This window comes from Flavobacterium limi (assembly GCF_010645075.1).
Classification (GTDB): domain Bacteria; phylum Bacteroidota; class Bacteroidia; order Flavobacteriales; family Flavobacteriaceae; genus Flavobacterium; species Flavobacterium limi.
This window is the reverse complement of the sequence record NZ_JAADZV010000006.1, coordinates 84418-105495: the sequence shown is the minus strand read 5'-3', so window position 1 is coordinate 105495 and position 21078 is coordinate 84418. Positions and strand designations below refer to the sequence as shown.

14 protein-coding genes are annotated in these 21078 nt (G+C 32.7%); 2 read left to right on the top strand and 12 right to left on the bottom strand.

The features are described from left to right. Positions 1-45 precede the first annotated feature (45 nt). Positions 46-498, bottom strand: a complete 453-nt coding sequence (gene bcp, locus GXM16_RS13475) for a thioredoxin-dependent thiol peroxidase (protein ID WP_163394966.1) — start codon at positions 496-498, stop codon at positions 46-48. A 225-nt stretch (positions 499-723) separates the two neighbouring features. Here bcp and GXM16_RS13470 point away from each other — a divergent pair, with 225 nt between their 5' ends. Further along, the gene (locus GXM16_RS13470; RefSeq protein WP_163394965.1) at positions 724-1380 is read left to right on the top strand and encodes an endonuclease III domain-containing protein; all 657 of its coding nucleotides are present in this window, start codon (positions 724-726) and stop codon (positions 1378-1380) included. Positions 1381-1395: 15 nt separating this feature from the next. Here GXM16_RS13470 and GXM16_RS13465 read toward each other — a convergent pair whose 3' ends face one another. From GXM16_RS13465 to GXM16_RS13425, 10 genes are all read right to left on the bottom strand, one after another. Next, the gene (locus GXM16_RS13465) at positions 1396-2460 is read right to left on the bottom strand and encodes a tetratricopeptide repeat protein (RefSeq protein ID WP_163394964.1); all 1065 of its coding nucleotides are present in this window, start codon (positions 2458-2460) and stop codon (positions 1396-1398) included. A gap of 569 nt (positions 2461-3029) precedes the next feature. After that, entirely contained in the window at positions 3030-4094 is a 1065-nt protein-coding gene (locus GXM16_RS13460; RefSeq protein WP_167519869.1) for a tetratricopeptide repeat protein, read from the bottom strand. A gap of 503 nt (positions 4095-4597) precedes the next feature. Further along, positions 4598-4741 carry a hypothetical protein gene (locus GXM16_RS22670; RefSeq protein ID WP_165608771.1) on the bottom strand — a complete coding sequence of 48 codons (144 nt, stop codon included), beginning with the start codon at positions 4739-4741 and terminating at the stop codon, positions 4598-4600. A 50-nt stretch (positions 4742-4791) separates the two neighbouring features. Further along, positions 4792-5376 (bottom strand): RNA polymerase sigma factor, encoded by a 585-nt coding sequence (locus tag GXM16_RS13455; protein ID WP_163394963.1) that lies wholly within the window; start codon positions 5374-5376, stop codon positions 4792-4794. Positions 5377-5693: 317 nt separating this feature from the next. Next, positions 5694-6449: a glycoside hydrolase family 16 protein gene (locus tag GXM16_RS13450; RefSeq protein WP_163394962.1), complete on the bottom strand. Its 756-nt coding sequence runs from the start codon at positions 6447-6449 to the stop codon at positions 5694-5696. Positions 6450-6524: 75 nt separating this feature from the next. Then, positions 6525-8189, bottom strand: coding sequence for a family 16 glycosylhydrolase (locus tag GXM16_RS13445; RefSeq protein WP_163394961.1), 1665 nt, complete (start codon positions 8187-8189; stop codon positions 6525-6527). A 57-nt stretch (positions 8190-8246) separates the two neighbouring features. Continuing rightward, a complete protein-coding gene (locus tag GXM16_RS13440; protein WP_229684355.1) occupies positions 8247-9851 on the bottom strand; it encodes a hypothetical protein in 1605 nt (534 codons plus the stop codon). A 12-nt stretch (positions 9852-9863) separates the two neighbouring features. After that, positions 9864-11369 carry a RagB/SusD family nutrient uptake outer membrane protein gene (locus GXM16_RS13435; RefSeq protein ID WP_163394960.1) on the bottom strand — a complete coding sequence of 502 codons (1506 nt, stop codon included), beginning with the start codon at positions 11367-11369 and terminating at the stop codon, positions 9864-9866. Positions 11370-11380: 11 nt separating this feature from the next. Beyond that, positions 11381-14446, bottom strand: coding sequence for a SusC/RagA family TonB-linked outer membrane protein (locus tag GXM16_RS13430; protein WP_163394959.1), 3066 nt, complete (start codon positions 14444-14446; stop codon positions 11381-11383). A 242-nt stretch (positions 14447-14688) separates the two neighbouring features. Next, positions 14689-17490, bottom strand: a complete 2802-nt coding sequence (locus GXM16_RS13425; protein ID WP_280115145.1) for a triple tyrosine motif-containing protein — start codon at positions 17488-17490, stop codon at positions 14689-14691. 190 nt (positions 17491-17680) lie between these two features. Here GXM16_RS13425 and uvrA point away from each other — a divergent pair, with 190 nt between their 5' ends. Continuing rightward, positions 17681-20479 carry an excinuclease ABC subunit UvrA gene (uvrA, locus tag GXM16_RS13420; RefSeq protein WP_163394958.1) on the top strand — a complete coding sequence of 933 codons (2799 nt, stop codon included), beginning with the start codon at positions 17681-17683 and terminating at the stop codon, positions 20477-20479. Positions 20480-20560: 81 nt separating this feature from the next. On the opposite strand, the gene GXM16_RS13415 is transcribed toward uvrA, so the two are convergent. Then, positions 20561-20860 carry a hypothetical protein gene (locus GXM16_RS13415; protein ID WP_163394957.1) on the bottom strand — a complete coding sequence of 100 codons (300 nt, stop codon included), beginning with the start codon at positions 20858-20860 and terminating at the stop codon, positions 20561-20563. Between the last annotated feature and the right edge of the window lie 218 nt (positions 20861-21078).

The following is a 21078-nucleotide window of genomic DNA, read 5'->3' as shown; positions in this document are numbered from 1 at the left end:
AAAAATGCCCTTTTCGAAAAGGGCATTTTTTATTGTACTTTACTGTTATTTCAAAATTTGAGCTGCATGCTCTTTTGTTTTAACCTGTAAAATAACCTCATCGATTATTCCCTTTTCGTCAATTACGAAAGTGGTTCTGTGGATTCCGTCATATTCTCTTCCCATGAATTTCTTTGGTCCCCAAACACCGAAAGCATTTATAACTGATTTGCCTTCATCTGCCAAAAGCGGAAAAGGAAATTCGTATTTGTCTTTGAATTTCAATTGCGCCTTCTGACTATCAGCGCTTACACCCAAAAGTTCATAATTTTTAGCTTTAAAGCGTTCGTAATTATCTCTTAAATCACAGGCCTCTGCCGTACAACCCGGTGTGCTTGCTTTGGGATAAAAGAAAACTACCAGCTTTTTTCCTTTATAATCTGCCAGTGTATGTGTTTTTCCGTCCTGATCTGTTCCTGAAAAATTGGGAGCTTTATCTCCTTTTTGTAATGTCGTCATGTTTTATAATTGTTAATTATGAATTGTTACTTGTTTTTTCTGCCCCGGATTATAGTGAAAACCCCCGAATTGTAAAAGTTTACATTTTTTGCATTAAGAAAGCGACCAGCGGAAGCTCTTGTTAATGCTTAAAAATGTTACTTTGACAATGAGGAGTTGAAACGTAAAGCCGGATTAGGCACATCATCAAAATTATGCTATTTTTACGGGATTAAAAATACAGAAATGAATAAAGAAGCTCGCGTACAATTTGTTATAAATACGTTAAAAGAACTCTACCCTACAATACCTGTCCCGCTTAACCATAAAGATCCTTACACGTTATTAATCGCCGTTTTACTTTCTGCACAATGCACAGATGTCCGTGTAAATCAGATCACTCCCTTATTATTTGCAAAGGCTGATAACCCATATGATATGATTAAAATGTCGGTTGAAGAAATTAAGGAAATTATACGTCCATGTGGTTTATCGCCAATGAAGTCAAAAGGAATTTACGGATTATCAGAAATTTTAATTGAAAAACATAACGGGGAAGTTCCGCAGAGTTTTGAAGCACTCGAAGCTTTGCCAGCTGTTGGGCACAAAACGGCCAGTGTGGTGATGTCGCAGGCATTTGGGGTTCCGGCTTTTCCTGTTGATACACATATTCACAGACTAATGTACCGATGGAATCTTTCGAACGGAAAAAATGTAGTCCAGACAGAAAAAGATGCTAAAAGATTATTTCCAAGAGATTTATGGAATGATTTACACTTGCAGATTATCTGGTACGGACGTGAATATTCTCCTGCAAGGGGCTGGAGTCTGGAAAAAGATATTATTACGAGAACTATTGGAAAAAAATCAATAATAGAAGAAGCTGCCAAAAAAAAAGTTTAGCAGCTTCCTTATAAATTATTTACTGTTTTTCAAAGCATTATATTCATTAGTCATTTCCAGAGCTCTGTAGATACCTAAAAGTGATTTTTTTGCTTCTTCATTGCCTGGTTCGATAATTAAAGCCTTTTTAAGAAACGGTATTGCACTTTTTACAATCTCATCTTTTTTAGTATTTAATTCATCATATTGTTTTACTTCTTTTGGAGTATTTCCCAGTGCATTCATCTGATCTAACAATGCCTTTTTCAATTCCATTTTGACAAAAACAAGATTAATGCAACAATTAATACAATTAGGATTTACATGTAAAGCATCCTGATAATTTTTTTCTGCATTAGCAAAATCATTTCTCTCTAAATATGAAAAAGCCAGATTAGTTAAAACTTCTTCTCTTTTTGAAGGAGGCGAAAAATTTCTGGGTTTCTCGTATACTCCTTCACTAACGGCTAAATCACGCGCACCTAAAGAAACGAAAGCATCTTCTAATTTTGTCTTTTTATGAGTTGCATAAAAAATAGTTCCTGTTCCTGTATAGTTCCTTTTTTTTAGTTCTTCGTAATATTTGATAGATGATACATAATCTTTACCTGTTAGGGAAGCTGCTGCTGCATTGTATAAGTTTAAGGTATCTTTTTTATCAAATAAATAAACTTCATAACTCTTATCAGCACTTTCTTTGTATTTCCCTTCTTTGAAATCGCTAATTGCACCCTTAACAAGTTTTGATTTAATATCTTTTAAAGCTAAATCTGCCTTAAAAGCATATTTGTAATGACGTGAATCATTTTCATACAAAAGCACATCCTGATAGGCACCTGAAGCTATCGTAAAATTATTTTTCGGATCTATATTCTTAGAGGCTAAATCTTTGTAGTTATTTCCTTTTAAATAAAAAAAATCAGATTTAGTTACATCTGGAGCGTTTACAATAAGGTATTCTATTTTTTTTAAAATTGTTATTGACTCCTCAATTTTTCCTTTGTCATAAAAAGACTGGGCTTCTTTTATTTGATCTTTTTGGGCAAATACACCAACATTAATCAATAACAGAAAGGATAGTATTTTAATATTATTTTTCATTTTTTTGTTTAGTTTGATTGTTAAATAAATTGATAATTGATGTTATATACATTAAAAGACGCAAACAAAACAAAATAAATTATTGTAGTTTTTCTTCATAGATACTAAAATTGATGGTTTAATTTTTTATTTTACTTTTATTTCTTTTTTCTGAATCATTTCCAATCCGACAAATTTAAATGTATTGATTTGCACAAAATAAAAGCTTTTTTTCAATAAACCACAGATAAAAATCAGGCAACCTAACAAAGCACTAAACTTTAACACGGTAACAATAAAAATCATAATTAAAGTACAATTCCTTTAATTAATTAAAAATTTAAACCGCAAATCCTGTTATTTACTGCACCGCGAATTTAAGATTGATCATCCATTTTTATCAAAAAAAATAAAATTATTAAGTAAAAAAGCTCACTATTCTTATTTTTATAAGAATAGTGAGCTTTCAATAAAGCAGCTATTTGGTTTTTCTTTTCGAAATAAAAATCCTGATTAAGCCAAACCTTGAGGTTTAAAATATAAAATCCAAAGCTGTTTAAACAATTAACACCTAATAAAACTAATTGTCATTAATTACTTGTTGCTTTTAGAGCATTATATTCTTTTGTCATATCAAGAGATCTGTAAATTCCCAACAGTGTTTTTGTTACATCCGGATTTTTTGGTTCAATAGACAACGCTTTTTGAAGAAACGGAATTGCACTTCTGGTTATATCATCTTTTTTAGCCGTTAATTTATCATACTCCAGCATTTCTTTTTTTGAGTTTCCTAAAGCATCTATCTTATCCACTAATTCTTTTTTGGATTGTAATTTTAAATACGCAAGATTAATATAAGAATCAATAAAATTAGGATTTAGCTCTATAAGATAATTGTAAGCGGCTTCTGCTTTTATAAAATCTTTTCTCTCCAGGTAAGCATACGCTAAGCTCTTATAAACATCAAATTTTCTGGAAAGAACAGCTTCGTTTCTCGGCTTTTCGTAAAGTCCTTCCTGTATATAGGATTCACGTGCTTTAGGAGATATAAAAGCATCTTCTTCTTTTGTTTTTTTGTTAGTGGCATAATAAATAATTCCATTTCCTGAAAAATTAATTTTTTTTAACTGCTCATAATGCTGGATTGCCAGATTGTATTCCTTTGCATTTAAGTAGGCTGCAGCAGCATTATACAAGTTCAATGTATCTTTTTTATCAAACAAATATACTTTATAACTCTTTTCAGCACTTTCTTTGAAATTACCTGCTTTGAAATCGGCTGCAGCACCATTCACCAACTTTGATTTCATGTCCTTTAAGGCTAAATTGGCTTTTACTGAAAATTTATATTTTCCAGATTCATTTTCGTACAAAATTACATCTTGATAGGACTGTGATGCATCAGAAAAGTTATTAGCTGCATCAATATTTTTGCCAGCTAAATCTTTTAATACGTTTCCTTTTAGAAAATAAAACTCTGATTTTTCTTCATCGGGAGCATTCAAAATAAGGTATTCTGTTTTTTTTAAAATCACAATAGCCTCTTCCGCCTTTCCTTTTTCAAACAAAGACTGCGCATCTTTTATTTGAGACTTTTGTGAATATACTCCAACATTTATCAATGCTATTGATAATATTATAAATTTTAATTTCATGTTTAGATTAGTTTGATTGTTAAACTAGATTTTGGGAACATTATCAAATTAAACTTATAGCTCTAAATCTGACTGATTTAAAAGCTTATCAAACTTAAATAAAACGATTAGGGTAGTTTTTTATCATACTAGCTATTTTACAAGGTTAGACATTTCTTACAAGTTGCAAAAAAAATCATTTTTTAACCTTATTAAAACAATAAATGCTTTTTTTGATATCTTTTTTTGCATACAACTCTATTTTTTATCTAAAATATAATTAAAAAACGAATACACAAATAAAATATAAACTATTTTTCATATGTCCCATGAAAACAAATAATTTACTTACAAAATTTATTGCTTTACAACATTCTGTATTACAAATATTTGCAATATTCCAACAACATAAATGAGTAAAAAAAAAACTCACTATTTGTATTTAAATACGAATAGTGAGCTTTCAACCAAAACGACCATTTGGTTTTCTTTCGAATAAACATCCGACAAAAGTAGTGGGCTGTTTAATTAGCTATGATCTCAAAACTTTTATCTTCGATTTTCACAACTTTTAAAGCTTGTGAATAACTTAATAAAAAAGAAACTACTTCTTTCTTTGGTTTTAAGTCTTTAGAAGCTAATGCTTTCTTAGAGTAAATTTTCGCCATACTATGAAAATGTTTTATACTAGTATAACGGGCTATTACTCAAAATAGTATTAGTTGGTTAAAATAATTTGATGTTTATCTATAATTTTTCTCAGATTCATTAACGCATAACGCATTCTTCCCAGCGCAGTATTAATACTAACACCTGTCAGTTCGGAGATTTCCTTGAAACTCATATCCTGATACATTCGCATCATTAATACTTCTTTCTGATCTTCAGGAAGTTCCTGAATCAGTTTTTTAAGGTCAACTTCTACCTGATCAACAATCATTTTACCTTCAATAGTTAATGAATCATCAGACATAATCGAAAAAATCGAAAACTCTTCTGTTTCTCTGTACATTGGCATTTTTTTTGTTTTGCGAAAGTGATCTACAATTAAATTGTGAGAAATACGCATAACCCAAGGCAAAAATTTACCTTCTTCGTTATATGAATTGGATTTTAAAGTTTTAATAACCTTAATAAAAGTGTCCTGAAAAATATCGTTTGAAATATCTCTATCAGCAATCTTAGAATATATAAATCCATATATTTTGGACTCATGCCTTTTTATTAATGTTGCTAAAGCATTTTCATTGCCTTCAACATAATTTTTAACCAATAGAGCGTCAGGAATATGCAGATCAGCCATAATACTACTTTTTTAGTTTTGTTTAAAATTTGGAGTAATTTTCTAAAAAGTAATTTTATTATATAGGCTTGTGTTTTTTTTGTTTGTTAATAATCAGTCCAAATTTAACAAATTTTTATTTTAAAAAGCAAACGATCTGCAGAATAATTAATAGTAAAATTCGAAATAATATTAATTAATTTCAAATTTTGTATATAAAGTTGTTCTAAATCTTCAATAACCGGAATGTTTTAACAGTTGAAAAGGAAGCGTATATTTATCTAAAATATTTATTTTAAACAACTTACACTTCCTTTTTTAATAATAATTATTTTATATTATTCATAAGCACGAACATAATCAACATAGAATTTTTGAGGTAAAATTGTATCATCAACAGCAGGTCCGCCAAAATTACCTCCTATTGCTAAATTAATAATGATATAAAATGGTTTATTAAAAGGCCATGTATTTTCGTTCTTATCTACAGGATTAAAAGTGTAAACCAAAATTTCGTCAACGAAAAAATCAATTTTATTCTTATTCCACTCAATTGAATAAACATGATATCCTTCTTCTATGTTTGGAAATTCGGTTCTTTTAGTATTGATTGTATTTCCGTGACTGTCCTGAGTATGCAGGGTCGTATAAACCATATGCGGATCTCTCCCTATATATTCTAAAATATCAATTTCTCCTGTTTTAGGCCATTTTACCTCATCAATATTTGCACCTAACATCCAAAATGCAGGCCATAAGCCATGACCAACAGGCAGCTTGGCCCTTGCTTCAATTCGGCCATACAAAAACTCTTTTTTCCCTTTAGTTGTGATTTTTGTCGAAGTATATTTTTCTCCTTCTTTTCTGGCTTCAATAATTAAATTTCCCTCTTTTATTTCGTGGTTCGTTTTGGTATAAATTTGCCTTTCATTGTTTCCCCATCCACAAAGATTTGGACATCCGTCACCGACTTCAAAATTCCAGACAGATTCATTTATCTTCTTATTAAAATTTTCTTCCCAAATCAGTTTTCTTTTAGCTTGCTGAGCCATGCAGAAGCTACTAATTACAAAAAGCAACATTACTTTTTTCATGCTAATATTTTTTAAATTAAGAATTGAAGGCCAGCAAAAACTGACCTTTCAATTCTGTTCTTACTAATTAATCATTTATTGATAAACCCTTACATAATCAATCTCCATAGAAGATTGTGTAAAAGCAGGATCAATATTTCCACCCAGATTTCCACCCATTGCAACGTTTAATATTAAAAAGAAGTCGCTGTTAAACGGTAGTGCCGCCGTATTTGTAATTGAATGTATTAGTATTTCATCTGCATAGATTTTTATAGATGCAGGGCTCCAAACGGCTTTATATACATGAAATTCAGTAGACACATTTGCAATTGTTTTACTACCTGAGTCGGCATTTCCTCCCGAACGTCCAGGATAATGAAATGTCCCAAGTACAACATTTTGATTGTTCCCTACATGCTCCATTATATCAATTTCTCCACAGGCTGGCCATGGCTTTGTTGCATAATTTTGCCCTAACATCCAGATTGCCGGCCAGGTTCCGGCACCTGTAGGAAGTTTAGCCCTTATTTCTATTTTTCCGTAAGTAAATTTGAATTTGCTGTCACTTACCAATCTTGCAGAGGAATAAGCCTGGCCTCCTGAAGCCTCTTTTTTGGCTGTAATCTTAAGGCTTCCACCCTGAACGATTACATTCGTGGCAGAATTAGTATAATTTTGTTTTTCATTATTTCCCCATCCATTATCTCCTGTACCTAAATTATACCCCCATTTTGCAGCATCAGGAGCACCATCAGTATTAAACTCATCTGACCAGACTAAATTGGTATAATCTACATCTGTATCAGGAACCTGGGTGGGTTTGGTGGTAGTAAAGACATGATACCATGCTAAAGCCGGATTTCCTCCCATAACTGCTCTTACAACCATTCTATTGGCTGTAATTGATAAAATCTCGTAAGAACTCTGTCCAATATAATACCCCATAAACCCTCCGTCTGCAATATTTATCATTGTACCTCTGGTCTGTTCTGCATGTTTTGGATTTGCCATTACAACAGACTCGGAAGGGCTTAATGAAACATTTTTAGCACCAGCAGTACTATAAGACAAACAAGCATCGTCTGGCGAACTTCCTCCTGCTACACTTGCAAAAGCAGCATTGAAGAATGTAGAACCACCATTATTTAATTCAAGTTTCAACTGATCTCCATCTAAAGAGAAAGTTAATTCGTTTTCGTATAAACAACTACTTGTCGGAGAAGCTGCTTTCTCAAAAGGTCCTGCCTGATAATAGTTTCCATAAAAGTTTTTGGTAGCATCACCATCATTTTGACCTACACCAAGATGTCCAGGTTCTGCCGCTGCCCAATACCATTTTTTAGAAGTTCCGCCTGTTAATAATTTTACAGCTTCTTCATCACTAAAATCACTTTTTACCTCAACATCTATAGTTGTAGTACTTACCACTCCACCTGTTCCTGATGCTACAAGAGTTACTGTGTATTTGTTAACTCCCGTTTTAGTAAACCGTTTTGTCATTTTCCCATTTGGAGAATTATCTGATGTCCCGTCAGGATAAACATATTTGTATGAAATAGTATGATCTGCCGTTCCAACAAACTTTACTAATCCTGAACCATCGCCATATGGAGTGTCAGCTGTTTTACCAACAATCTCAGCCGTAACCTTCAGATTTGTTGGCGTGGTTATATCTCCAAAAGTATAATCATCTTTTTGGCAACTTACTGCAAAGAGTAATACAAAAAGGAAGACAAAGTATTTATTATATTTTTTCATTTCAATTGTTTTTATAAAATGTAAATTCATTTTAATTGACTAATAATGTCCTATTTTCTATTTGTGAAAATAAACGTTATCAATATACACAGTATGACTTCCAGAAGGATTTCCTGAGTAGATCATCTGTGCAATATGCGCACGTGTTGTTAGCCCTGTAAAATCACTAAGCGGAATATCTAAACTTACCCAGGTTCCTTGTGCAGGCGCAGTAACTTTGATTTCATGCTCGACATTATCACCTCCTACTTCATACACTCCATTGGCTCCAAAATCGACTAATTTTATTCTGAATTCTGTAAAATCAGTGGAATATACATCTACGTGAAAATGGGTCATTCCAGATGCATCAATCGGCGAATTTGGTTCAATACCTACAAAATTTAAGTTTGAGTATTTTTTTACAGCATTCCCTGCAATTGCAGTTTCTTCTAACGCAGCATCAGACCATGAAGTTCTCCATGTTGCGATACCAACATTTGTGTAAGCATTACTAAATAACGATAAAACATCTGTAGCCGCTTTTGTCGGAGTTGGAGCTGCCGGAATTGTTGCAGCTTCTTTATAGAAATAAATATTATCAATATAAACGCTACCAGCTGCCCAAGGTGTTCCAACAAATTTCAATTGGAAAATATCTGCAACACCTAATCCCTGGCTTGTAAACGCTGAAATTGGAATATCTATACTTGTCCATTGATTAGCTGTAAGATCTCTTACTACCGGTTTTTCACCATTTGTTTTGCTGATCAAAGAAGTTTCAATTTTTTGCAAATCAGCTGTCCAAACATCCATGTGGATGAAATCCATACCAGAAACATCAATGGTAACATTGTCTGCCAATGCAATTCCCTGATAGCTTAATTTGATATAATTTAGCATTTTATCTCCATTCAGATCAAACTCTGCCCAACTGCTTCCTTGATTACCCTGATCCCAATTAGGGAAATAATTTGTCCCGGTTACATTTGTATATTTTGAACCGTAAATAGAAATTACATCTCCGGCCTTTCTGTTTGGTGGTATTGGAGCAGATGAAGTAGGATTTAGAATAAGTATTGCTTCAAAATCTTCAGTATATTCAGTAGTTTCTACAGCAGCACTTTTTGACACTACACGAATAGTATATACACCAGGTTGCTGATATGTATATGAAACTGATTCTCCATTATTTGCCGAAACAGGATCTGGTTTACCTGCTTCGCCAAAATAAACATCATAAAACAATGCAAAATCTGCAGTTGCTTTTACAGTTACTTTTTTAGAAACTGACTGATCATTGGTAATGATTACCTCTAAATTTTCTGGAGCTCTAAATGAAACTACTACCTCATGTTCAACTTCGGTTGTTTTTCCATTAATGCTCATTGCAATTATTTTAGATTTGTATACACCCTCTTTATAAGTATGCACTAAAGTTACACCAGCCTGAACGTAATCAGATTCAGGACTTCCGTCACCAAAATTGACTTTGAATTGCGTTACTCCTTCCCCTTTTGGTAAAAAAGTAACCTTTCCTGTGTTATCCTGAGTGACAGTTGTAAGAGTCGAAACATTTGTAGGCGCTGTTATGCCGTCTAAATTCACATCCAGTTCATCGCTTGCACAACTTAAAATTGTCGCTAAAACGAAAAGATTTATAATTAAAAATATTTTTTTCATAATTGATGTTTTTTAATATCCAGGGTTTTGTGCCCAATTTCCATTAGCAAATTGAATTTCTTCAATCGGAAGTGGAAATAATTCGTTTTTATCTGCTGTAAATCCAGGTATTGTTCCTTCTGCATTTCCAGTCCTTACTAAGTCAAAGAAACGATGCCCTTCACCAAATAATTCAAGTCTTCTTTCTTTCAGTATCAAATCAGTCAATGCAGCCCCAGAAACAAATATATCATGAGTATTATCTCCAAAAGCACGTCTTCTAACCTGATTTAAATACTCTCTTGCTTTTACATCATTTATACCTCCTCTGTTGTAAGCTTCTGCAGCCATTAATAATACATCTGCATAACGTATTGCTCTGTAATTATTTGGATTTGTTAAGTTCAAATCTCCTGCTGCTTCTTTGCTTCTCGTTCTTGGAAGGTATTTTCTGTTGAAGAATCCAGTGTCTTCGTTTCCTTTTCCAAACTTAATCCCGTTTCCATTATCATAATTAGCATTAGCTTCTGCCCAGGCATTAATATCCAGAATTGATACATCTTTACGTTTATCTCCAGACTCAAAAGCATTTGCACTTTCTGCTGTTGGAATATTAAAACTGAAACCTGCGCTAAAGAATGGACCACTATAACCTCTTACTCCACTGAAACCTACAGCAACATTTCCTTCACTACATTGCAAACAAGGAAAACCTGCTCCTTCAACATCTGTATATTGTACTTCAAAAACAGACTCTGTACCGTTTTCTCCAGATAACTCAAACAAATTAGTATAATCATTGCCTGTTTTTAATGAATAAGTACCTAAGTCAATTACACTTTGTAAAGCAGTAGCAGCCTGAGTAAATTTATCCTGATATAAATATGCTTTTCCAAGTAATGCAAATGCAGCACCTTTCGTAGCTCTTCCTTTTTGAGAAGCAGTTGGAGATAAATTAGCTGCTGCGAAAGTTAAATCAGCTTCGATAGAAGCATAAACTTCTGCAACTGATGAACGCGGAATTTTAAGTTCATCTCCAAGTACAAACCTCGCATCTGGTTTCATAGGGATACCACCAAACCATTTTACTAATTCAAATTGGTAGTATGCTCTAAGAAAACGTGTTTCAGCTATTAATTGCGTTTTTCCTTCAAAATCAGTTTTATTTTGAAACTCAAGAATATAATTTGCTCTCTGAACTCCGGCAAACATCCAGTTCCAGATATCTCTAAGATTACTGTTTGTCTGAGTATGGATCATATCGTCAATTTGCTGAAAACCAATAACGTCTGTTGGGCTTTCTCCTCCCGCCAATGTATTATCTGATGCAATTTCTCCTAATAAAACATTAACATATGTAGATTGCAGTAAATCGTAAGCGGCAATTAAGGCATTATCATATTCTTCTTTTGAATTAAAATAATTCTCTGAATCAATAGAATATTCGGGAGCGGGGTTAACAAATTCATCCGAACAGGAAGTTGTTACGATAGAAAGCAATGTTATCGCTGCTAAAGTTGTAAAAATATATTTTTTCATTTTAATTGAAATTAAAAATTAATGTTTAAGCCCAATAAATAGGTTCTTGGTACTGGGTAAAATCCATAATCGATTCCAGCTCCAATTGGAGATTGAGATACATTGTCTCTGTTTCCAGGTCCAAAAGAAGCTCCCGGATCAAATCCTTTATATTTTGTAAATGTGTATAAATTGTTTACACCAGCATAAAGTCTTAATTTTGTAATTCCTGCTTTTTGGGTCACATCAGGACTTAAAGTATAACCTAATTGAACGTTTTGTATTCTTAAATAAGAAGCATCTTCAACAAAGTATGAAGAAAAAACGTTGTTTGAAGTTGCACTAGTCGTAACTCTTGGAGTTGAATTACTTGTTCCCTCTCCTGTCCATCTGTCTAATACATAATTTAAACGATTAGCATCAGAAAGTGTTCTTTCGTAATTGCGAACCATATCATTTCCAACAGAAGCAAATGTGAAAACTACGAAATCAAGATTTTTGTAATTCATTTGTAAATTGAATCCCATCGTCGCTTCCGGAACCGGATCACCTATGTTAGTCTTATCTTTTGCATCCAATACTCCATCTCCATTTACGTCAACATAACGAATATCACCAGGCGCAGGGTTTGCTCCTAATGCTAACTGAGATGGATGTGCATCAATTTCTGCCTGATTCTGAAAAATCCCATCTGTTTTATATCCGTAAAAATATCCCATTGGCTTTCCAACTTCCATACGAGATGGCGCAGGCTGACCTACTCCAAATGCTCCTCCTTCAATAAACCCTGTACCATTATTCACTTCTAAAACTTCATTTTTAATGAAAGTTACATTATAACCCACACTCATTGAAAATGCATCTGAGAATTTTTCTTTATAATCTATTGCAAATTCAAATCCCGCATTTCTAACTGTACCGGCATTTAATGTTGGAGAACTAGCTCCCGGAGCACCTGTACCGATAATACCTGAAACCGGAATATTTGGGATCAATAAATCTTTTCTGGTATCTATAAAATAATCTGCTACTACAGATATTTTATCATTAAGAAATCTAAAATCTAAGCCAACGTCAAATTTTCTTGCCTCTTCCCATTTTAAATCAGGGTTCGGTGTTTGTCCCATTGCCGTACCGTTATTTAAAGTTCCGTCAAACACATACGTTGCTTCTCCGTTAAGAATTCCTAAATAACCAAAATTAGGAATTTGGTCATTTCCTAAAGTACCGTAACTTGCTCTTAACTTCAAGAAATTTAAGAATTTTGGCTGTCCAAAAAAGTCTTCATCAGAAATTACCCAACCTCCTGTAAATGAAGGAAAATAACCTATCGTATTAGTTGGACCAAATTTAGTAGAAGCATCACGTCTGATCATGGCAGAAAACAAATACTTCCCTTTATAATCATATTGCAGTCTTCCAAAATAAGAAAGTCTTCGTTGGTCGTATACATAAGAAGTATTAGTAAGTGTTTCAGAAATTCCTTTTGTTAAAGAAATATCAGCAAATTCCCATAAATTATTAGGAACATCAAAACCTGTTGCAGTTAATCCATTACCCCATTGTTTAAAAATTGTTGTTCCCAGAGTTCCTGTAATACTGTGATTCTCTAAAACTTTTGTAGTATAAGTTCCAAAAAGGTCAAATGAATAATTATTATCATTTACAGATCCCTGAGTTACAGAACTTCTTTGTACATCGAATACTTTTCCACCATAACTGATTTTTTTCGCAAATGTTTTTGATTCGCTATTTGATGTATTGAAACCAATTGAACTTGAAAGTGTAAATCCTTTGAAGATTTTATAATCTAATCCAAAGTTCCCGTTTAATTTCTTATAGTTATAATCGTTATAAGTATTTTCAATCTGAGCCAATGGATTTATAATTTCTGTTCCCAAACCTGTAGTACTTGGTACCAAAGCAAGTTCGCCAGTTGAAGTGTAAGGGCTAAGCGTTGCCGGAACGTTTAATGCATTAAATAATACAGATCCAAGACCATTTTCATTTAATGTATTTCTTGTAAAATAAGTATAAATTACATTTGTTTTTAATTTGAATTTATCGCTCAAATCAACTCCTAATGCCAATCTTGCCGTATTTCTCAAATAGCCTGATTTATCTCCGCCTACAATACCTTCCTGATCAAGGTGTGATCCACTTACAGAATAAGTTATTTTTTCTGATCCTCCGGAAATTGTCAAATCATTATTAATAATAGGGACACCTTTCTTAAAAACCTGATCCTGCCAGTCTGTACCTTTTCCTAAACCGCTAACATTTGTGTAAGGAATTGGCTGACCTCCATTAGAATAACTTTCATTTAATAAAAGTGCATATTCTGTAGCATTTAAAGTTGGTAATTTTCTTGAAGTCTCCTGAAATCCTGAATAGCTGTTAAAGGAAATTCTCGTTTTTGAATTCTTTTTCCCCATTTTGGTAGTAACCAGGATAATTCCATTAGCTCCAATAGTTCCATAAATAGCTGCCTGGGCATCTTTTAAAACTGTAATTGTTTCAATATCATTTGGATTTAGTAATCCTAAATCTCCAACATAACCATCTATAATTACTGTTGGTCTGCTTTCACCATTTGTAGCTACCCCACGAATACGAATATCCAAAGGTGCACCTGGAGCTCCTGACTGAGTAGTAACATTTACACCTGCAATGGTTCCTTGCAGCGCCTGCTCAATTCTTGCAGGCTTTAACACATCGAGTGTTTTACTGTCTAAAACAGAAACTGCACCTGTTACTTCCCTCTTCTTTTGGCTTCCATAACCAATCACAACAACTTCTTCCAATGACTTTGCATCATCACTCATTTTAACAGTTATTTTGCTACCCGATACAGAAACCTCCTGCGTGCGAAAACCGATGTAACTTAAAACGATTATCGTTCCTTTTGAGAGACCTGATAATTTAAAAGAACCGTCAAAATCTGTGGTTGTACTTTGTGAAGAACTTTTAACTTTTACATTCACTCCAGGCAGTGACATTCCTGAAGCATCCAGCACTGTCCCATTTACATCAAAAGTCTGCGAAAATGCAAAAGAGGTAAATAGTAACAATACCATTAATAATAATTTTGGTTTCATATTTAGTTAGTTTTTTATTGAATGATAAATGTATCGTATCTCTTTAACAATAAGATAAAAATAACCTCAACAAAAAACATACATCGCAAAAAAAGCAGATATAAAATACACATATATCAAAAATCACCTTTATACAATCATAAATTACAAATGTTAATTTTTTTAACAAATAAGTGTATAATTCACAATAAAACGCAAATGTTGAGGTAATGTATAGGTATTTATAGCGTACTGTGAATGTACTATACAGACAAAATATATTCTACTAAACCGATTTCATGCTGCAAATCCATTTTTTTGCGTAAACGATATCGTTTTATTTCAACACTCCGGACCGAAATATTAAATAAAGGAGCGATTTCTTTTGAAGAAAGGTTCAAACGCAAATAAGCACAAAGCCTTAAATCGTTAGGAGTAAGTAAGGGATGTATCTGTTTTATTCTTTTTAAAAAGTCTTTGTCTGCATTATCAAAAGCTTCTTTAAAAACTTTCCAGGAGTCTTCTTCAGTAATATTGTCATTTATAGTTCTAATAACGGATTTGATGTTTCTATTATCATCCTGAGCCGTTTTCTTTAAATCTTCTTTAATAAAAGCTAAAAGTTCATTTTTGCTGTTCAGACTCATGGTTGAAACTGCTAACTCCCTGTTTTTATTATCCACATCCTGTGACAACTGTTCGTTTCTTAGTTTCATCAATTGCTGCTCATTTTCAAGCTCCTTGATCTCTAATAAAAGATTGTTTTCCTCAATTAGTTTCTCTTTTTGCTTTTGATAAAAGTTTCGATAAGCTTTATTGATAAAATAGCCAATCACAATAAGCAGCAATAAATAAATAAAACAAGCCAGATTCGTTAAATACCAAGGTTTTAAAACTATAAAAGTATAAGTAGCCGTATTTTGTAAAAGTGTATTGGCATATTTTGCACGGACTCGAAATGTATATTTTCCCGGAGATAAATTTTTAAAATTCACAGAAGATTTTGTACTCCACTCACTCCATTCATTCTGAAAACCTTCCAATAAATACTGGTATTCTGAATTAATGTATTTATTATATTCCGGAACGGTATAATTAAAAGTAATGTTGTTTTCATTTGATTTAAAGTTGCCTTCGGTATTTAGAACAACATTTTTTAAAGCTTGATTTTGCTCATTAATAGAAATTTCTGAAATCGAAACCGTATAGTTTTTAAAACTTAAATCATCAATATTAAGCATATAATAACCATCGGTAGTCCCGATTAAATAAGCTGCCTTTGAAATTTGTGTAATATTTTCAAAACCCTGCATCGAATTCGTTAAAGATGAAGGAATTGGAATCACATTTTGTTTTAGTTGATGACTTAACTTACTGACAGAAAAATAATGGATATAGTTTTTAGAAAATAACCAGATTTTATTCGATTTGTCAACAATCAATTTACCCGAAGTATATTCATCCTTTTCAAAAATAGAACTCAGTAATTTATCTTTTTCAAACTGTTTTGTAACTGAAATTAATTTGAATATCCCGTCTTTGTAAGCATAATATATCGTATTATTGAATTTTGTAAGACTTGCATTTTTTCCTTTTTTAGGTGAAGAATACGCATAAAAATCCTTTGCTTTTGAAAAAGAATAATCAGTTTTAAACCTAAAAACTCCCTTGTATTCATGACTCACATAAATTTCCTGGTTTGGAGCAATTTCAAAATAACGTGATGAATAATTAAAACCTTCAATTTTATTTTTAAATCGCCATTGTTTATTAATTTTCTCTAAAACCGAAATTCCGTAATAATTTCCCTGAAACAGAACATTTTTATAATTCGGAACTGGCTCAAATTTCCATGTTCCTGAATTTCTAAAAATATTTTTTGCCGAAGTATTTTCTACAATAAAAGTACCTGAATCGTGACCGCAAAAAAGAGTATTATCATATTCAAATAATGACCAGACTTGACCTTTTGTTCCATCAATAAACTGAAAATCGCCATTGCTTTGGTACCTTTTACAAAATAATCCCTGATTTGTTCCCACATACAGCATTCCATTATGTGTTATTGAAGCATAGACAGTTCCTAATACACCCGTATCGTCTGTAAAACTATGCACAGGGGTTTGCAAATTGATACAATTAATTCCGTTATCGAGACCAATCCAAACATTCTGATCCTTATCTTCAAACAAAGACAAAACAGTATTATTGCTTAATCCTTTACTTTGCGAAATATGATAATTTAATTTTCCTGAATCCGATAAAATAAAAATTCCATCAGAAACGGTACCTAAAGCATAACTACCATTATGAAGCTTTTGACTGCTATACACAAATCCTGATTTTATTTGTGAATCTACTTCTGTTTTAAAAGGAGTTAAAACTGTCCCTACTAGTTTATAAAATCCTTCTAATTGCGTCTGAATCAGCAAGCCGTCATCAACAGCAAAGACATTTACAATTGTATTTTTTTTAATAACAGGATGGTTTGAAATCAATTTCCCTTTTCCTTCTTCGATTTCGAAGAGACCTTCATTTGTAGTTTGGTAATAAATCGAATTTTTAGTACAAAATGATTTTACAACACCATTTTCAGGTGCAATAATTTTAAATCTTTTGGTTTTGGTATTATAGATATAAATTCGGTTCAAAGACTGAAATAAAATCCATTGATCATATTTTAAAATATTCCAGAACTGCTCATCGTCCAGAATTTTATTTTTGATTTTGTCGCTAAGCGAAGTGTATTTTAATTTTCCATTTGATTGTCTTGTCCAGTAACCAAAATTCATGTAGCAACCTGTATACATCTTATTATCGATTACTTTCACAGATCGCATTATGGTTTCGTTTGGGGTTGGATATAACTCCCAATTCGTTCCATTATATTCCAAAAGTCCCTCATTATTGGCAAAATACATTATATTTTGTTCGTCCTGCGCAATCATCCAACTCTGGTTCCCAGCACCATAAATGGTTGAAGGGTATTTTATAATTGGCGGTAATTCCTGAGAAAACAGGCTTAAACACATCAAAAAACAAAGAAAGGAAAGTTTAGTTTTCAAATTTACAATGGTTTAATTTTTTATAAAACAGTTCTAAAATAGGTTATTTTCAATCAAACCAACAAATTTTAATATAAAAATATATCAATAAAAAAACCTGCCCTTTCTCCCGGATTCTGTTAAAATTTGGAACAATTACCTTAACAAAACTAAGTTCAAAATTGATTACTTTTGTAGAAATTGACTTTTTATGCAGATTGATCTTTCGACATTAGACCCAAAACATAATATCATCATTAAAGGCGCTCAGGTACATAATTTAAAAAATGTAGATGTTGCTATTCCGCGAAATAAACTTGTAGTGATTACAGGACTTTCAGGATCTGGAAAATCAAGTTTGGCATTTGACACTTTATATGCCGAAGGGCAGCGCCGTTACGTGGAAAGCTTGTCATCATATGCTCGTCAGTTTTTAGGCCGTTTAGATAAACCTAAAGTTGAATATATCAAAGGAATTGCTCCCGCAATTGCAATTGAACAAAAAGTAAATACCACTAATGCACGTTCGACTGTAGGAACTTCGACTGAAATTTACGATTATATCAAACTCTTATACGCCAGAATTGGACGTACTTATTCTCCCATTTCCGGTAGAGAAGTAAAAAAAAATACAGTAACCGATGTTGTTTCAGATGTAAAAAGTTTTGAACCAGACAGCAAATGGTTATTGCTGGCTCCTATACATCTTGAAGAAGGCCGTGAGCTTGAAGACAAACTTAAAGTCCTTCTACAGCAAGGATTTGCCCGTATTTTAGTCGATAACGAAATGGTTCGTTTAGATGAATTTACACCCACGGATATTCACAAATTAGACAATAAAGACATTTTACTGGTTATTGACAGAATCGTTGTTAAGGAGGAAGAAGAATTTTACAATCGTCTTGCAGATGCTGTACAAACCGCTTTTTTTGAAGGAAAGGGAATTTGTTTTCTTCAGGAGTTAGGTACAGATAAAAGATTTTCTTATTCCAATAATTTTGAATTAGATGGTATTACATTTTTAGAGCCCAATGTTCATTTATTCAGTTTCAATAATCCTTATGGAGCATGTCCTGTTTGTGAAGGTTACGGAAACATTATTGGTATTGATGCTGATTTGGTCGTGCCAAATACAGCATTATCTGTTTTTGAAAGCGCTATTTATCCATGGAGAGGCGAAAGCATGAGCTGGTATAAAGATGAATTTGTAAAACATGCTTATAAATTCGATTTTCCAATTCACAAACCATATTTCGAACTTACAGAAGATCAAAAAGATCTAATCTGGAAAGGAAATCAGTATTTTCAGGGATTAAACAGTTTCTTCAAAGAGTTAGAAGAGAAAAATTATAAAATACAAAATCGCGTCATGTTGTCGCGTTATCGCGGAAAAACAAAATGTCACGCATGTCGCGGAAAACGTTTACGTGAAGAAGCTTCATATGTAAAAATAAACGGCAAAACAGTTTCTGATTTGGTTGATCTGCCAATAAAACATCTGGTGACTTTTTTCAAAGACATCGATTTGAATGTTTACGAACAGCAAATTGCCAAACGGTTAATGGTGGAAATCAACAATCGTCTATCCTTTTTGACTGAAGTTGGTTTAGATTATCTGACTTTAAACAGAAACTCCGCAACACTATCAGGAGGTGAATCCCAGAGAATCAATCTTGCCACCTCGCTGGGAAGCAGTTTAGTTGGATCAATGTATATTCTGGATGAGCCAAGTATTGGTTTGCATCCTAAAGACTCTGAACGATTGATAAAAGTTTTACTCTCGCTTCGTGATTTAGGCAACACGGTAATTGTGGTTGAACACGATGAAGATATTATGAAAGCTGCTGATATGATTATCGATATTGGTCCCGAAGCAGGAACTTTTGGAGGGAATCTGGTAGCTCAGGGAACCTATGATGAAATTCTAAAATCAGAATCTTTAACGGCGAAATATTTAAATGGCGACTTAGAGATTTCTGTTCCTAAAAAAAGGCGAAAATTCAAAAATCACATTGATATCATTGGAGCAAGAGAAAATAATTTAAAGAATATAAATGTTACTTTTCCCCTGGATGTTTTAACTGTAATTACAGGTGTTTCAGGAAGTGGAAAAAGTACCTTAATAAAAAAAATATTATTTCCGGCGATGCAAAAAAAGCTGGAAAGTGCTGCTGAAAAAGCAGGTCAGTTTACCGACATAACAGGATCATTTTCGCAAATTAAGCATATTGAATATGTGGATCAAAATCCTATTGGAAGAAGTTCGAGATCAAATCCGGTTACTTATATAAAAGCTTATGATGATATCCGGGATTTGTATGCTAAAGAAAAACTGTCTAAAATAAGAGGATATCAGGCGAAACACTTCTCTTTTAATGTTGATGGCGGACGATGCGAAACCTGCAAGGGAGAGGGTTCTATAAACGTAGAAATGGTATTTATGGCTGATGTTTCTTTACCTTGTGAAACTTGTGGTGGAAAACGATTCAAAAAAGAAATTCTCGAAATTAATTTTGACGATAAAAATATCAACGACATTCTAACGATGACTATCGATGATGCTATTGCCTTTTTTGAAAAAAACAAACAAACCAAAATCACTCAAAAACTGCAGCCACTACAGGATGTTGGTCTAGGATATGTACAACTGGGACAATCTTCTTCTACTCTTTCCGGTGGAGAAGCACAACGTATTAAACTAGCCTCTTTTTTAGTAAAAGGCGCTACAAAAGACAAGGCTTTATTCGTTTTTGATGAACCAACAACAGGATTACACTTTCATGATATCAAAAAATTACTGGCATCTTTTGATGCGCTGATAGAAAAGGGACATTCGATTATTGTAATTGAACACAATCTTGATCTTATAAAATGTGCCGACTGGATTATTGATTTAGGACCTGAAGGAGGTGAAAACGGAGGACATTTATTAGCTGCAGGAACTCCTGAGGACATCGTAAAAGTTAAAGAATCTGTTACAGGAATTTATTTAAAGGAAAAACTAAACTAAATAAATTAGCCACGAATTATTTCTTTTTACTAATTGTAATATGGAAATAATTCGTGGCTAATTTTTTAATAAATTGCTTAACTAAGCAACCAAACATCTTTCTTCAAAAGGAACACCATCTTCATCTATAGCAACTAAAATCTTTTTTTGTTTAGATGCTTCTATGGTTAGATATAACCAGGCAACCGACCATAATCCTAATGTCAAACAAAAAATTATAAAATTGAATCCATGATCTACAGCTTTTCCTCCTTTTGAAAGTACAGCAAAAAGCATTTTGTCATTACGCTCTTCAAGTACAAATCCATTATGAACCTTTTTTGAAATCATATTAGAAAATACTTGCAAACTTTCTTCCGGGTTCAATTGATTGTTTTTCATAATAACTAACTTAAAAATCTTCGCTTAATTTTTAACAAAAATAAATAAACTCAACACCTCTAACAATACCCACTTTTAGTGATTTACAAGCAATATTTCAATGTAAAAGAAGAAATGTTATTAATTTAGGAACATAAAGTTAGTTTTTATCTTATAAAATACAAAATGCACAACTGTTAATTTTTAGAAATATTAGCTATCCAATCAAGACATTGAGT